Origin of the sequence: Staphylococcus agnetis, from assembly GCF_002901865.1 — a bacterium.
Classification (GTDB): Bacteria; Bacillota; Bacilli; order Staphylococcales; family Staphylococcaceae; genus Staphylococcus; species Staphylococcus agnetis.
Genome location: NZ_PPQF01000009.1, coordinates 80,808 through 96,868 on the forward strand (window position 1 = coordinate 80,808; position 16,061 = coordinate 96,868).

Genomic DNA, 16,061 nt, shown 5'->3' on the forward strand with positions numbered 1-16,061 from the left:
AAAACGATACAGACTTGGTTAAAACCAAACCTGTATCGCAATATCACTTTATTCAGGTAATTGCACTCTAAAAGTGGACCCTTTACCTATTTCACTTTCAACCTCAATTTTACCTTGATACCCTTCCACAATATGTTTCGTGATAGAAAGCCCAAGACCCGTGCCACCTGATTCACGACTGCGCGCTTTATCAACTCGATAAAATCGTTCGAAAATACGCACAGTTTCCTCTTCTGCTATACCTATACCTTCATCTATAACTTCAATCACTTTATGTTTATCATTTTGATACACACGTAAAGTAATCGTTTTGTCTGGCGGAGAATAATTCACTGCATTTGATAATAAGTTTACGATAACCTGAGACATCTTTGTTTCATCCGCTAGTGCAGTGATATGCTCATCGATTTCATCAATTAAATCAATGTTTTTTTCGCTCGCTAAAGGTTGAATTAAGTCTAAAGCATTGTTCGCAACTTGAGATAGGTTAATAGGATGTTTATCTAATGCCGTATTTTGTTCAATTTTCGATAAATCCAGCAAATCATTAACGAGCGATTGAATGCGATTAGATTCTTTTAACATGATATTTAAAAACATATCTAATGATGCCTCATCATTTTTAGCACCATCTAAAAGTGTTTCAGTGAACCCTTTCATCGACGTGATCGGTGTTTTTAATTCATGCGAAACATTTGCAACAAAGTCACGTCTTAAATTTTCGAGTTTTTTCAATTGTGTAATATCATGTAAAACAATAACCATCCCTTGTAATCGTTTCTTTGTTCTAGTCAAAATAGGTACGCATGACGTATCAAAAAACTTTTGATGTATTAAACTTAATTGTAGCTCCACTTGATCATACACGGGTTTTTCAGTACGAAAACCTTCTACAACGAGTTTTTTTAAAGTCGGATGTAAAAACTTTTCATAGTTTTGATGTTCAACATTTTTCGTCTCGTTAAAAATCTCATAAAATGTTTTATTGGCAACTACGATATTTCCATGCTTATCAATCATAAGTACAGCACTCGGTATATTTTCTAATGTAGTCACTAGGCGATTACGCTGAATTTTTTGCTCACTATTTAAACGCTCTAAACGTCTTGCAAGTACATTAATTGTTACATAGAGTTCACGTGTTTCTTTGACACTGCTTTCAGGAACACGTACTTTATAATTCCCTTGCGTTAATAAAGAAGCGGCATAAGAAACCTCATTAATCGGTTGTATATAAGTGCGGTTAATATAGCGAACTGTAAAGAAAATCAATGCCATAATCACAATACCAATCAATATTAAGTACTTCCAGAATTGCATTTGTAAATCATAGACCGCATCATATTTCCCACTCATTAACAGTATTGTTTGTTTATGTTTGACACCATACAAATATTCACCGGATTTTCCATCAAGGATATAAACAGGATTTTCAGAATGCAATTGCCTCAAAAGCTCATCTTTTCTATTTTCGATAGTAAAATCTTTTTCAGTATGAAGTGTTTCAGTTTTACCATTAGTGATAATGTGAATATTAGCTTGATATGTTTCAGCTATATCTTGAATACGCGATGATTGGTGCACTTGATAGCGTTGAATGATATGTTTAGATTGTTTGAGTAATTCACGTTTTTGATGATCCACAGAAATCGTGTATATAGAATTATGAACAATAAAGCCTAATATAAGAAAACTTACAACAGTGATTGTTGTAAGTATAATTAATAACTTGTGATAAAACTTTATCATCTATTTTGGACGCTCCAATTTGTAACCTAAACCTCTTACAGTTTTAATGAACTGCGGTTGTTTTGGGTTTTCTTCTAATTTATCACGTAAATGACTGATATGAACATCAACAATACGTGAGTCACCTGCAAACTCATAATTCCATACCGAATTTAACATATGTTCTCTTGTAATCACACGCCCTTGACGTTCTACAAGATACAATAATAGTTCAAACTCTTTTGGGGTTAATTCTAAGAGTTCATCATTACGATAAACTTCAAAATAATCTGGTCTAATACGAATAGGACCAATCACGATATCTTCATCTTCTTCATCAGCGCGGGTTGTTTCAAATTGAGAAGAACGGCGTAAAATCGCTTTAACTCTCGCCACAACTTCTCTAGGTGAGAAAGGTTTTGTCATGTAGTCATCAGCACCCAATTCCAAACCTAAAACGCGATCAAACTCATCATCTTTAGCCGTTAACATTAATATTGGGACTTGATTTTTATCAGAACGAATCGTTTTACATACTTCGATACCATCTTTTTTAGGTAACATCACATCTAATACGATTAAGTCAGGTTTTGTTTCTTTTTCTTTTTCAATTGCTTCCTCGCCGTCTTGAGCGATTTCTACAATATACCCTGCTTGTTCAAGATTGTATTTAAGTAGTGTGACAATCGATTGTTCATCATCTACTACGAGCACTCTTTGCACCATTAAACGTACCTCCTATGAATGATTAAGTTCATTATAACTTAAAATGTACTTAAAAATAATATGTTATTAAGTAACTTTACAATATCTTCATAATACCTTAACAAAAATCAAAATGTTCATCTGTATTCCATTAGCTTATACCCTTAAAGTTCAAAAGTGTATCGTTTTTAAGTGAATTTTTAGCACATGAAGTAAATGTGTAAATGTCATATTAAATAAAAATATACCGTGATTTACATAAAAATAAGCAGAGCACCATGGTGCTCCGCTTGTTAAATGATAAGGAATGAGATTTATTATTTTTACAAGTTCTTAATCAATTCATCCGCAAATTCAGATGTTTTAACTTCAGTCGCACCATCCATTAAACGTGCAAAGTCATAAGTCACTACTTTAGATGCAATCGTTTTCTCAACAGACGCTGTAATTAAATCAGCAGCTTCTTGCCAACCTAAATGTTCAAGTAACAACACACCGGATAATAATACTGATGATGGATTTACTTTATCTAGATTTGCATATTTAGGCGCTGTACCGTGCGTCGCTTCAAAAATAGCGTGACCCGTTTCATAGTTAATGTTTGCGCCTGGGGCAATACCTATACCTCCAACTTGAGCAGCTAGTGCATCTGAGATATAATCTCCATTTAAATTCATTGTCGCAACAACATCGTGGTCAGATGGGCGTGTTAAAATTTGTTGTAAGAAAATATCAGCAATGGAATCTTTAATAATAATTTTACCATCATTTTCAGCTTGCGCTTGAGCGTCATTTGCAGCGTCTTTACCTTGTTCATCAACAATTTTGTCGTATTGTTGCCAAGTAAATACTTTGTCACCAAATTCGCGTTCAGCTAAGTCGTAACCCCATTGTTTGAAGGCCCCTTCAGTGAACTTCATAATATTACCTTTATGAACGAGTGTGACTGATTTACGTTGATTATCTAAAGCATATTGAATCGCCGCGCGGACTAAGCGTTCTGTCCCTTCTTTGGATACAGGTTTGATACCAATACCACTTGTTTCAGGGAAACGAATATTTTTCGCACCCATTTCATTTTGTAAGAAATCAATGATTTTCTTAACTTCATCGGAACCTTCTTTAAACTCAATACCTGCATAGATGTCTTCGGTATTTTCACGGAAGATGACCATATCCGTATCTTGAGGATTTTTTACAGGCGATGGTACACCTTGGAACCAACGAACTGGACGTAAGCACGTAAAAAGATCTAACTCTTGACGTAAAGCCACATTGAGCGAACGAATACCACCACCAATAGGCGTTGTGAGCGGACCTTTAATTGCGATAAGATATTCTTTTATCGTATCTAATGTTTCTTGAGGTAACCATTCACCTGTTTGGTCAAATGCTTTTTGACCTGCTAATACTTCTTTCCATGAGATTTCTTTTTCGCCATTGTATGCTTTTTTAACAGCTTCATCGATGACACGACTTGCTGCTTTCCAAATATCTGGTCCAATACCATCACCAATAATAAATGGTACAATAGGTTGATTTGGTACATTTAAACCTTCTGCTGTTTTGACAATTTTTTCACTCATTATAAAGTACCCTCCATGAATTTAAAATCTCGTCTAACTTTAGACTTATTTAACGTTTTTCGATTGGTTCGTATTTACGATCAGTTTCACCAATATATGTTGCACGTGGACGCATAATTCTATTATTACGTAATTGTTCTAAAATATGTGCAACCCAACCTGATGTACGGCTGACAGCAAAAATTGGTGTAAATAAATCATGATCAATACCCATGCTGTGATATACAGTTGCACTGTAAAAATCAACATTTGGTAATAATCCTTTTTCCTGTTTTACAATGTCGGCAATTTTAAGTGAAATTTCAAACAATTCACTTTGACCTGTTTCTTCCGTAATTTTATGACTCATTTCTTTTAAATATTTTGCACGTGGATCGCCATCTTTATAAACACGATGACCGAATCCCATAATTTTTTCTTTGTTGTCGAACGCTTTTTTCAAGTATGCTTCAACGTTATCAATTGAGCCAATTTCAGTTAACATTCTCATAACGCGTTCATTTGCGCCACCATGAAGTGGACCTTTCAAAGAGCCTACAGCAGCTGTAATTCCAGAATACATGTCTGACATTGATGAAACAGCACATCTAGCTGTAAACGCAGAAGCATTCAACTCATGGTCAGCATGTAAAATTAAAGCTTTGTTAAATCCTTCAACTTCAACATCAGTTGGCTTTTCCCCTCTAAGCATATATAAAAAGTTTGCCGCATAAGATAAGGATGTATCTGGTTTAACTGGTTTTTTCCCTTCACGTACACGTGCAAAAGATGTTACTAATGACGCAATTTTCGCTTGAATACGGATGCCACGTTCATATAATGCTTTCTCATCATTATCATCTGCATTATTGTCAAAGTGTGCTAAGTAAGACACTGACGTACGTAATGCTGTCATTGGATGAACTTCATCTGTAGCATATTCTTCAAAATGACTATACATACGCGGATTAAGCGTCATATAATGGTGTAATTTATCTTTTAATTCTTGAAGTTCTTTTTCGTTTGGTAATCGGTAATTCCAAAGAAGAAACATTACCTCTTCGAACAAAGCATTTTCAGCCAAATCATCAATATCATAACCTGCATATGTTAACTGGCTATCGATAATTGAACTAATCTTTGTTTCTGCTGCAATTACACCTTCTAAACCTTTCTGTAGTTGTGCCATATGAATTTCCCCTTTACTGTATATTCGCTCTTTTGTAATGGCTTTCATTAGTCATTATAGCTAATATCACGCTATTTGTGAATATTTAATGAACGTTGAAATATCAGAATAATCTAATATAAACAAATGTTAAATGGACCTCATTTAACTTCAATGTATTGATATTATCATGTTTCTAGCTATTTTAAGAGCTATGTAAAATAAGTGATTTTTAATCATTTGCTTTCTTTATCATATTTAATAATAAGAATTGATAAGCATGAAGCGTCATTTAATATCTTAAAAACAACATCACTAGATGTTGTTTGAAGTGAACATATAAAAAAACCACTATATATCATTTATACCCGATATATAGTGGTTTTGTCTTTATTTATGCTTTTGATTTAAAACTTTTTTATAAAACGTTTGCATAACCTTCAAATACTTTACCTTGTGAAGCATCAACAGTTACTAAAATATTATCTTTAATTGTATCAAGTACGCCATTTACGCCTACCACTGTTGGAATACCTTTTTCTAAACCAACGATAGCACTTGGTGAAGTTAAGCCACCTTCTTCGGTAATTAATCCTATCGCATGATCTAAATAAGGGACAAAGCTTTCATCAATGGAAGGTGTGACAATAACGGATTGAGATAAATCTTTACCTTCTAATTGAGTAGCATCGTTTACAACAACAGTACGACCAACCGCTGATGTGCGTCCAATACCTTGACCTGAAGCAATTTCATCACCAATTAAGTGAAGCTTCATTAAGTTTGTTGTACCTGATTCACCAGTAGGTACACCCGCTGTAATAATGATTAAATCACCATTTTCAACACGCTCTGACTCAATTGCAGTGGCAACAGCATTATTTAACAACTCATCTGTAGTAAAGTTTCCTTTCTTAATCACAGGATAGACGCCCCAGATTAATGTACATTGACGCGCTGTTGTATCATTTGGTGTGACAGCTAAAATATCTGATTTTGGACGATATTTTGAAATCGTTTTTGCAGTGTTACCACTTTCAGTTGCTGCAACAATCGCTTTAACGTTTAAGTTAAGGGCTGTGTGCGCAGCAGAAACACCAATCGCGTTCACAAGAGATGTTTCAACAAGTTTCGTACGGTCTGACAATAATTTTTTATAGTCTTGCGCTTGCTCAGCAGCAACGGCGATATTATGCATCGCTTTAACTGCTTCTTCAGGGTAAGATCCTGCAGCAGTTTCACCTGATAACATTACAGCATCAGTGCCATCATAAATGGCATTGGCAACATCCGATGCTTCAGCACGTGTCGCACGTGGATTACGTTGCATTGAATCTAGCATTTGAGTCGCAGTAATGACAGGTTTACCTAATTTATTACATTTACGAATTAAATCTTTTTGAACGATTGGTACTGTTTCAGGTGGGATTTCAACACCCATATCCCCACGTGCAACCATTAGACCATCAGAAACTTCAAGAATATCATCAATATTATCAATACCCTCTTGGTTTTCAATTTTAGGGATAATACTAATTGTGTGGTGATTTGCTTCTTCTAAAATTTTACGAATTTCTAATACGTCACTTGAACGTCTTACAAAGCTTGCAGCGATGAAATCAACATTTTGTTCAATACCAAAACGAATATCATCAGCATCTTTTTCAGTAATACCAGGTAGGTTTACACTCACGCCCGGTAAGTTTACACCTTTTTTGTTTTTAAGTTCACCAGTATTTAGGACTTTACAATGTACATGACCTGCATTGACATCAATCTTTTCAACAAGAAGCTCAATTAAACCGTCATCTAATAAGATAAATGAGCCAACGTGTACATCATTAATTAAGTTTTCATATGTGACTGAAAACATTTCTGGTGTACCTTCTACTTCAGACATGCTTACAGTTACATTAGAACCTTTTTCAAGTGTAATTAAGCCGTCTTTCATATTATGTGTACGAATTTCTGGCCCTTTCGTATCTAATAAGATACCGATATTTAAGTTTAATTTATTGGCAACTTTGCGGATGGATTCAATACGTGCACGATGTTCTTCATGTGATCCATGAGAGAAGTTTAAACGTGCAACGTTCATACCTGCTCTCATAAGTTTTTCTAACATTTCCTCTGATTCTGATGCTGGACCAATCGTACAAACAATTTTCGTTTTTTTCATGGCTATGCCTCCTATGTTAAATCGATAATTCCTTAGTTAATTCAAGCATACGTTTATTTATTTTATTCGTATCATCATTGTTAAATATTAAATCAAATTCAGTTGCAGTTAAATGGTTATCTTTAATACCTACCCCTTTAGCAGTTTCACCATTCATTAATAATTCCAATGCATAGCCTCCAAGTCTAGACGCTAGAACGCGATCGACACCTGTTGGGCTGCCACCACGTTGAATATGACCTAAAACAGAGACACGTGCATCGACATTAATGTATTTTGTCAACTCTTCAGCACATTGATTACCTGACATACATCCTTCAGCAACGATAATGATAGAATGTTTTTTACCTCGATCAATACCGTGTTGAATTTTTTCAGCAATATCTTGGATGTTATAATCTGCTTCAGGTAAAATGATTGATTCTGCACCTACTGCAAGACCTGACCATAGCGCTAAATCACCACAATCACGTCCCATAACTTCAATAATAAATGTACGCGCATGACTTGATGCAGTATCTCTAATCTTATCGACTGATTCAATAATCGTATTCAATGCAGTATCAAAACCAATTGTAAAGTCTGTCCCTTTTATATCATTATCAATAGTTCCAGGGATACCAATAGTTTGAATGTCTTGGCACTCTTCAGTGATGCGTTGTGCACCACGGTAACTTCCATCTCCACCAATGACGACAAGCCCTTCAATACCTCGTTTACGTAAATTCTCAATTCCTTTAGCTCTGACACTTTTGTCTTTAAACTCAGGGCAACGTGCAGAATATAAGAACGTTCCTCCTCGTTGAATCGTATCACCTACAGAACCAAGTTCAAGTTTATGAATATCATCATTAATTAATCCTTGATACCCTTGATATACGCCATATACTTCAATGTTGTGATAAATCGCTTTACGAACTACTGCTCGTACAGCCGCATTCATTCCCGGTGCATCTCCGCCACTTGTTAAAACTGCTATTTTTTTCATGTAGACATTCCCTTTCTCGCTTTGTTGTTACTTTAAAAATACCATAAATCTAAAAGGCAATCCATTAAAAATAGAATCAACTTTCGATGAAAACGGTTTATTACAAAAATGTCATGAATCGTTCATATTACACGTTTTCATATGTGTTTTCATTATTTGTATTATGACATCCTAATTGTGCATTTTAACTTATAAATGATGTCATATTCTAACGGTTTCTCTGAAAGGACCCTCTCTTTAAATATAGCGCACACGTAGTTGGTTCACCAAGTTTCAATCTATGTGACTTAGTAGTGTAGAACCTCTTGCTAAATTTAAAAGCCCCCAAATTCATATTGTATGACTTTGGAAGGCTTTATGTTGTGTTGTCGAAAAAATCTAATACGTAAAATCACGCTTCTACATACGTACCCATTTTTCTAAATTTATTAAAGCGATCTTCTTTAATCGCATCTGGACTCATAGTTTCAAAATCTTTTAAATGCGTCGCAAATTTCTCTTTAATATGCTTTGCTTGTAATTCAATATCCTGATGCGCACCACCAAGTGGTTCATTTACCACTTCATCAATAATATTGAGTTCTTTTAGATCATAAGCCGTTATTTTCATAGTCTCTGCTGCGATTTTAGCTAATGAACTATCTTTCCATAAAATACCAGCTGCCCCTTCTGGAGAAATAACAGAATATGTACTATTTTCAAGCATCAGTATGCGGTTACTCACACCAAGGCCAAGCGCACCACCACTTCCGCCTTCTCCAATAACAATTGCGATGACCGGAACTGTTAAGCCGGCCATTTCAATTAAGTTACGCGCAATCGATTCACTTTGACCTCGTTCTTCTGCTGCTTTACCTGGGTATGCACCTTTGGTATCAATAAATGTAAAGATGGGACGTTGGAATTTCTCAGCTTGCTTCATCAAACGCAATGCTTTTCGATATCCTTCGGGATGTGCCATTCCAAAGTTACGATAAATATTATCTTTCGTGTCTTTACCACGTTGTTGACCAATTACTGTTACAGGTAGCCCATTAAAATAAGCAATACCACCTATAATGGCCGGATCGTCACGAAAGTTACGATCTCCATGAAATTCAATAAAATCATCAAAAATATGCGGAATATAATCAAGTAACGTTGGTCGCTCTTGTAAACGAGCAATCTGTACACGATCCCACGGTTTTAAAGTTGTGTATACTTTTTCTTTCTCTGTCAGTAATGCTGCTTCTAACATTTCAATTTCATCAGATAAATCTACGTCATTTTTAGATTGTGCTTCTTTTAGTGAGTCGATTTTATTTTTAATTTCTTGAATTGATTTTTCAAATTCTAGCATTACGATTTCACCTCACTATGCATTGCTAACAGTTGTGCTAACGTTTGCTTCATTTCACTGCGATGTACCACTTTATCAAGTTGGCCATGTTCAAGTAAAAATTCTGCAGTTTGGAAATCATCAGGCAATTTTTCATTAATCGTTTGTTCTATAACACGACGACCTGCAAACCCAATTAATGCTTTAGGTTCAGCTAAATTGATGTCTCCTACAGAAGCAAAACTTGCCGAAACCCCACCTGTTGTTGGATGCGTCATATATGAAATAAATAAAAGTCCAGCTTCAGAATGTTTTTCTAAAGATACACTCGTTTTAGCCATTTGCATTAAAGAAATAATACCTTCTTGCATACGTGCACCGCCTGAAGCAGTAAATAATACAAATGGTAATTGGTGCTCAGTACAATGATCAACAATTCTACAAATCTTTTCACCTACGACTGAACCCATACTTCCCATTCTAAAACGTGAATCCATCACACCTACACCAAATTCAATACCATTAATTTTAGCTGTACCTGTGACAACCGCTTCATTCAATCCCGTTTTAGCTTGATCTTTTTCAACTTTCTCCTCATAACTCGGAAAGTTTAGAGGATTAGCAGAAGTCATGCCTTTATCAAACTCTTTAAACGACCCTTCATCTGAAATCGCCTCAATACGACTGTGTGCGGATAAAGGGATATGGTGGTCACAATTGAAGCACACGTTCAAGTTTTCAGTGAGTTCCTTCGTATACATAATTTTTTTACAATTAGGACACTTGGTCATAATCCCTTCAGGAACATCATTTTGTTTAGAGTCTTGAACAGTGACGTATTTTTTCTTTTTTGAATTTCGATTGAAAAAATCTTTAAACATACTTTTACCTCCACACTACCTTTATCTCTGTGTTATTTAAGGTCAGTTAATGTTAACGTTTTTTGATAGATATCTTCAGGATCTACATCAATGCGTGCGACACCAGATTCCATCGCAGCTTTAGCAACCTCTCTTGCTACAGAAGGTGCTACACGTTTATCAAAAGGACCTGGAATCACGTAATCTGCATTAAGTTCCTCATCTGATACTAAACTCGCAATGGCTTTCACAGCCGCTTGTTTCATTTTTTCATTGATATGTGTTGCACGTACATCTAAAGCACCTCTAAAGATGCCAGGAAACGCTAATACATTATTAATTTGATTTGGAAAGTCTGAACGCCCTGTTCCAATCACTTTTGCGCCAGCTGCTTTAGCAAGGCTTGGTGTAATTTCTGGGTTTGGATTTGCCATCGCAAAGATTATTGGATCATCTGCCATCGTTTTAACCATATCTTCAGTTAAAATATTCGCTACTGATACACCAATAAAGACATCTGCATCTTGAATCACATCTACTAATTTCCCATCTATTTTGTCTTTATTTGTCCATTTCGCAACAAAGTCTTTTGTAGGGTTCATTCCATGTGGACGCCCCTCATAAATCGCACCTTGTGAATCACACATCACCATATTTCTAACTCCATATGAATAAAGGAGTTTGACTATAGCGATACCTGCTGCACCCGCACCATTTAAGACAACGCGAATATCTGCAATATCCTTGTTAACGATACGTAATGCATTCATTAAACCTGCCATTGTTACAATTGCGGTTCCGTGTTGATCATCGTGAAAGACTGGAATTTTCGTTTCTTTCTTTAATCTTTCTTCAATTTCGAAACAACGTGGGGCTGAGATATCCTCTAAATTAATGCCACCAAAGTTAGGCTCTAAAAGCTTAACCGTACGAATGATTTCTTCAGTATCTGTAGTTGAAAGTGATAACGGAATGCCATCTACACCAGAAAAACTTTTAAATAAAACAGCTTTTCCTTCCATTACAGGAATACTTGCTTCAGCACCTATATTTCCTAAGCCTAACACAGCAGTACCATCAGAAATCACCGCAACTGTGTTACTTTTCATTGTATAATCATAAACACTTTCAGGGCGTTCATGGATATCCTTACATGGTTCAGCAACACCAGGAGAATAAGCTAAACTTAGTTCTTCTTTGTTAGTTACTTTTACTTTTGGTGCCACACCTAATTTCCCTTGGTTTTCTTTATGCATATGTAAAGCATCGTCTCTTAAAGACATTCATTATCAACTCCCGTATTTACTGTCACATCTTCTAGACTGCCGAACAGTCGAACTTAAACGTCATTATACTATACGTCATAAAAAATTGATATACAAATTACATTTTCAACACTCTTATAATAATCTTATATTTTTCGGGCTCATAGATTGAATGAGCGTTTGTATGTGACGTTTCTCTATAATCCCTAGATTAAATGTTTGTTTAGCATCATTATCAAAAAACACAACATGTACGCCATCCTTTAGGCCCGATGGTACATCACTTTGATAGATGTATTGTTTTAAGTCATCGCTTAATTTTTCTCTAATAACAATTTTTCGTGTAGCAGCCAGCTTGTCTTTTTCAAATTGTTCTAAACCTTTAAAACTATTGATAACAATTTGAACCTTATTGTTGCGACGTTCAAACTTTCCCTCCACAACATAAAATTGATGTTTATCAATACGAGAAACTATCGTTTGATACAAATTCGGGAATATAACACCATCCAATTGTCGTACACCGTCATTTAAAACTACAAAGGCCATTTGCTGTCCTTTTTTAGTGCGGATAACTTTTAAATCTTCAAGCATAACGAGTATAGGTTCGTTATGCGCTTTCATGGTCAATGGAAAGACTCCAAGATATTGTTTGCGTTCAAAAGCTTTTTCTGCGGGGTGTTTTGACACGTAAAACCCTAAATAATGTTTTTCGTAATTCGATTTTTGTTGATCAGGCATTTCCTCAGTTTCATCATATTCTTGTTTTGTAGTAGAAAATGCTTCTAAAAATGTTTGATCTAAGTCAGACTGAATATCACTGACTTTATCAATAGATTGTAAAAGTGTTGCCCGATTTTTATTAAAACAATCCATCGCCCCTGATAATATCAAAGCTTCTAATAAGCGTCTTGAACGCACTCTTCCAGGTATTCTCTGACAAAAATCAAACAGGTCTTTGTACGGCCCATTCTCTTGACGCTCTTTCACAATCGTTTGCACACTTTGATAACCCACGCCTTTAATGGATCCTAATGAAATATAGATTTGATTTTTATAAGTGCGATACCGCCAATGGCTATAATTAATATGCGGCCCATTAATTTCTATATTTTGATGTTTTGCTTCATAAATCATTTGTGAAGTTTTAACTTCATTACCAATCACATTGCTTAAAATATTTGCATAGAAAAATGGTGCATAGTGTACTTTTAAATAAGTCATAATGTAGGCAATTTTAGAGTAACTTACAGCATGTGCTCTTGGGAACCCGTAATCTGCAAACTTTAAAATCAGGTCAAAAATTTCTTCACTTAGGGCTTTCTGATAACCTTTTTTTGATGCGCCTTCGATAAAATGTTGCCGTTCATTTTCTAGAACTGCTCTATTTTTCTTACTCATTGCACGTCTTAAAATATCTGCTTCTCCGTAACTAAACCCAGCAAATTGGCTCGCGATTTGCATGATTTGTTCTTGATAAATAATAACGCCATAGGTCTTTTTTAAAATAGGTTCTAAATCAGGATGCAAGTACGTAACTGTAGTAGGTTCATGACGACGTTTAATATATGTTGGGATTTCTTCCATTGGACCAGGTCTATATAAAGAGGTTACGGCAACGATATCTTCAAAATGTTGTGGCTTTAATTTTTGAAGTACCCGACGTACGCCTTCAGATTCGAGTTGAAATATTCCCGTACTCTCTCCCTTAGAAAGCAACTGAAAAACTGCTTTATCATTGAAAGGAATGGCTTCAATATCAATGTGAACACCCAAATTTTGATGCACTTGTTTGACTACTTGATGAATAATGGTTAAGTTTCTTAAGCCTAAAAAATCAATTTTCAAAAGACCTAGACGTTCAGCTTCTGTCATTGTCCATTGGGTAAGTAGACCTGTTTCCCCTTGCACTAAAGGAATCGTTTCATATAATGGTTGGTCATTAACGATAACCCCTGCGGCATGTGTGGAGGTGTTTCGCGGTAAACCTTCTAATTTTTTACATAACTCAAACCATTGTTCGTGACGATGATTACGGTGCACAAATTGTTGAAATGCTTCTGAGGTATAAGCTTCATCCAAAGTGATACCAAGTTTACTTGGGATAAGTTTAGAAGCTTCACTTAACGTTGCTTCATCAAATCCCATGACACGACCTACATCTCGCGCTACTGCTTTTGCTAAAAGATGACCAAATGTAACGATTCCTGCCACTTTGAATGCACCATACTTTTCTTGAACATAATGAATGACTTTTTCACGTTGCGTATCTTCAAAATCAATATCAATATCTGGCATTGTTACACGTTCAGGATTTAAAAAACGTTCAAATAGTAAATCATATTTTAAGGGGTCAATCGTTGTGATATTTAATAAATAACTGACTAAGGAGCCTGCAGAAGAACCCCGACCAGGCCCGACCATAACTCCATTATTTTTGGCATAATTAATAAGATCACTCACAATTAAGAAATAATCACTATACCCCATGGTTTTTATCGTTTGAAATTCGTGAGCTAGGCGCTCTTGATACATTCGAGAAGTTAAATGTCGGCGTGTTAATGCATTTTGTAATTGCTCCCATAAGAAAGTATCTGCATCCATCCCTTGCGGTGTTTTAAATTCTGGTAATAAAGGTTGATGATAGACAAGTTCGGCCTTACAAAGATTCGCAATTTCATCAGTTGTCGTCAACCATTCAGGAGGTAAATTCATAGCTTGTAATGATTCTATCGTTTTAAAGTGGCATTCAGATGCTTGTTCCATATCCATGAGGTTCAATTTAGTGTTGTCTCGAATGGCACCTAGTACTGCTACAGTGTCTTTATCGTCCGGTGTTTCATAATATGTCGCTTCTATCCAAGTTTTTGAGACGTTATCAAGGGTCGAACGGTGATCCGTGTAAACAGAAGTCGTTTGAGGTAGAGCATCAAACCAAGAAGCCACCTCTTGATTAACATCTTTAAATATTGCCACTGTATGCGCGCTATATTGAGGTAAATCATGGATATTAACTTGTAAAGTTTCATGTAAGTTTATTTCTGAAGATAAGCGATATAATCCTTTTAATCCTTCATTATTTTTAGCGAGCAAGACAACCTCTTTTTCTATTAATCCATCAGTCACATGTATCGTAAGCCCTAAAATAGGATGAATACCAACTTTTACACACATATCGTAAAACTGGGGAATACCATACATGACATTAAGGTCAGTAAGTGCAATGGCTGTGTAACCTTCTTGTTTGGCTTTAACTACAATACGCTCAATCCGAATACTTGAATTGAGCAAATCATATGAGGAATGTATATTTAAATGCGCAACCATTGCAATACCTCCTTTTAGTTTAATTTCATTTTTAAAGCTTGTGTTAGAGATTCAAAAGTCTCCCAATCACTAACCGAAACGCCCGAAGCATTTGGATGTCCGCCACCGCCAAACTTCTCGGCTATATCATTAATTACTATTTGTTTAGAACGAATACGACAACGAATTTCATTACCTTCATCCACAGCAAACACCCAAATTTTTAAACCTTTGATCTCAGCTATGCTATTCACGAATAACGATGCTTCATTCGGTGCAATTTGATGTGATTCTAGAACATCTTTCGTTATTTTAACTTTACAAAAACCATCGTTATCTAATTCAAAATGCTGTAACACGTATCCTTGAAATGCTAATAAATATGGCTCTTTCTCAGCCATTGCATTTAATAGCGCATGGTGATCAATGTTATGTTCCAACAATGAAGCTGCCGCCTGCATCGTTTTAGGCTTCGTATTATTGAATAAAAATCGTCCAGTATCTCCTACAATACCTAAATATAATGCACTTGCGATTGCACTATTGATATAGTGTAAATCACCCGATTCTTCTATCAATGAATAGATAATTTCACTTGTAGACGAAGCGTTTGTATCAACATAATTTACCATACCATATTGGTCAACAGGTGGATGATGGTCTATTTTAATAAGATAATCTCCAAAATGATATCGGTCATCATCGATTCTAGGGGCATTAGCCGTATCACAAACAATCACTAAGGCATGTGCATACACTTCATCTGCGATTGTATCCATTTCTCCAAATAAAGTTAATGTTGGTTCATTAGCCCCTACACAATACACTTGTTTTTCCGGATACTTTGCTTGAATATATTTTTGTAAACCTGTTTGAGACCCTAATGCATCAGGGTCAGGTCTGACATGTCGATGAATAATTATCGTTTCATATTCTTTTATTTTTAATTGAATTTCTTCAAACTGATTCATGTTAACAC

The 16,061-nt window shown here is 35.5% G+C and carries 11 protein-coding genes; all 11 read right to left on the bottom strand.

Going from position 1 to position 16,061, the window contains the following annotated elements; translation table 11 throughout:
* Nucleotides 1–48 precede the first annotated feature (48 nt).
* Nucleotides 49–1,749 carry a two-component system histidine kinase PnpS gene (gene pnpS / locus CD172_RS01925; protein WP_103345303.1) on the bottom strand — a complete coding sequence of 567 codons (1,701 nt, stop codon included), beginning with the start codon at nucleotides 1,747–1,749 and terminating at the stop codon, nucleotides 49–51.
* Complete coding sequence (locus CD172_RS01930; RefSeq protein ID WP_037565516.1) at nucleotides 1,750–2,454, bottom strand: response regulator transcription factor; 705 nt, start codon at nucleotides 2,452–2,454, stop codon at nucleotides 1,750–1,752.
* A 302-nt stretch (nucleotides 2,455–2,756) separates the two neighbouring features.
* On the bottom strand, nucleotides 2,757–4,022 hold the full coding sequence (gene icd, locus CD172_RS01935) for an NADP-dependent isocitrate dehydrogenase (protein ID WP_103345304.1): 1,266 nt from the start codon (nucleotides 4,020–4,022) through the stop codon (nucleotides 2,757–2,759).
* A gap of 46 nt (nucleotides 4,023–4,068) precedes the next feature.
* Nucleotides 4,069–5,187, bottom strand: coding sequence for a citrate synthase (locus CD172_RS01940; RefSeq protein ID WP_103345305.1), 1,119 nt, complete (start codon nucleotides 5,185–5,187; stop codon nucleotides 4,069–4,071).
* Nucleotides 5,188–5,584: 397 nt separating this feature from the next.
* The gene (pyk, locus tag CD172_RS01945) at nucleotides 5,585–7,345 is read right to left on the bottom strand and encodes a pyruvate kinase (RefSeq protein WP_103345306.1); all 1,761 of its coding nucleotides are present in this window, start codon (nucleotides 7,343–7,345) and stop codon (nucleotides 5,585–5,587) included.
* Nucleotides 7,346–7,361: 16 nt separating this feature from the next.
* The gene (pfkA, locus tag CD172_RS01950; protein WP_037565520.1) at nucleotides 7,362–8,333 is read right to left on the bottom strand and encodes a 6-phosphofructokinase; all 972 of its coding nucleotides are present in this window, start codon (nucleotides 8,331–8,333) and stop codon (nucleotides 7,362–7,364) included.
* Nucleotides 8,334–8,724: 391 nt separating this feature from the next.
* Complete coding sequence (locus CD172_RS01955) at nucleotides 8,725–9,672, bottom strand: acetyl-CoA carboxylase carboxyltransferase subunit alpha (protein WP_060551231.1); 948 nt, start codon at nucleotides 9,670–9,672, stop codon at nucleotides 8,725–8,727.
* Nucleotides 9,672–10,532, bottom strand: a complete 861-nt coding sequence (gene accD, locus CD172_RS01960) for an acetyl-CoA carboxylase, carboxyltransferase subunit beta (RefSeq protein WP_060551232.1) — start codon at nucleotides 10,530–10,532, stop codon at nucleotides 9,672–9,674. Before accD ends, CD172_RS01955 begins: the two co-directional genes overlap by 1 nt.
* 32 nt (nucleotides 10,533–10,564) lie before the next feature.
* Nucleotides 10,565–11,794, bottom strand: a complete 1,230-nt coding sequence (gene ystJ, locus CD172_RS01965) for an NADP-dependent malic enzyme (RefSeq protein ID WP_103345307.1) — start codon at nucleotides 11,792–11,794, stop codon at nucleotides 10,565–10,567.
* A gap of 117 nt (nucleotides 11,795–11,911) precedes the next feature.
* A complete protein-coding gene (locus CD172_RS01970; protein WP_103345308.1) occupies nucleotides 11,912–15,103 on the bottom strand; it encodes a DNA polymerase III subunit alpha in 3,192 nt (1,063 codons plus the stop codon).
* 14 nt (nucleotides 15,104–15,117) lie between these two features.
* Nucleotides 15,118–16,053, bottom strand: a complete 936-nt coding sequence (locus CD172_RS01975; RefSeq protein ID WP_060551235.1) for a DHH family phosphoesterase — start codon at nucleotides 16,051–16,053, stop codon at nucleotides 15,118–15,120.
* Nucleotides 16,054–16,061 lie beyond the last annotated feature (8 nt).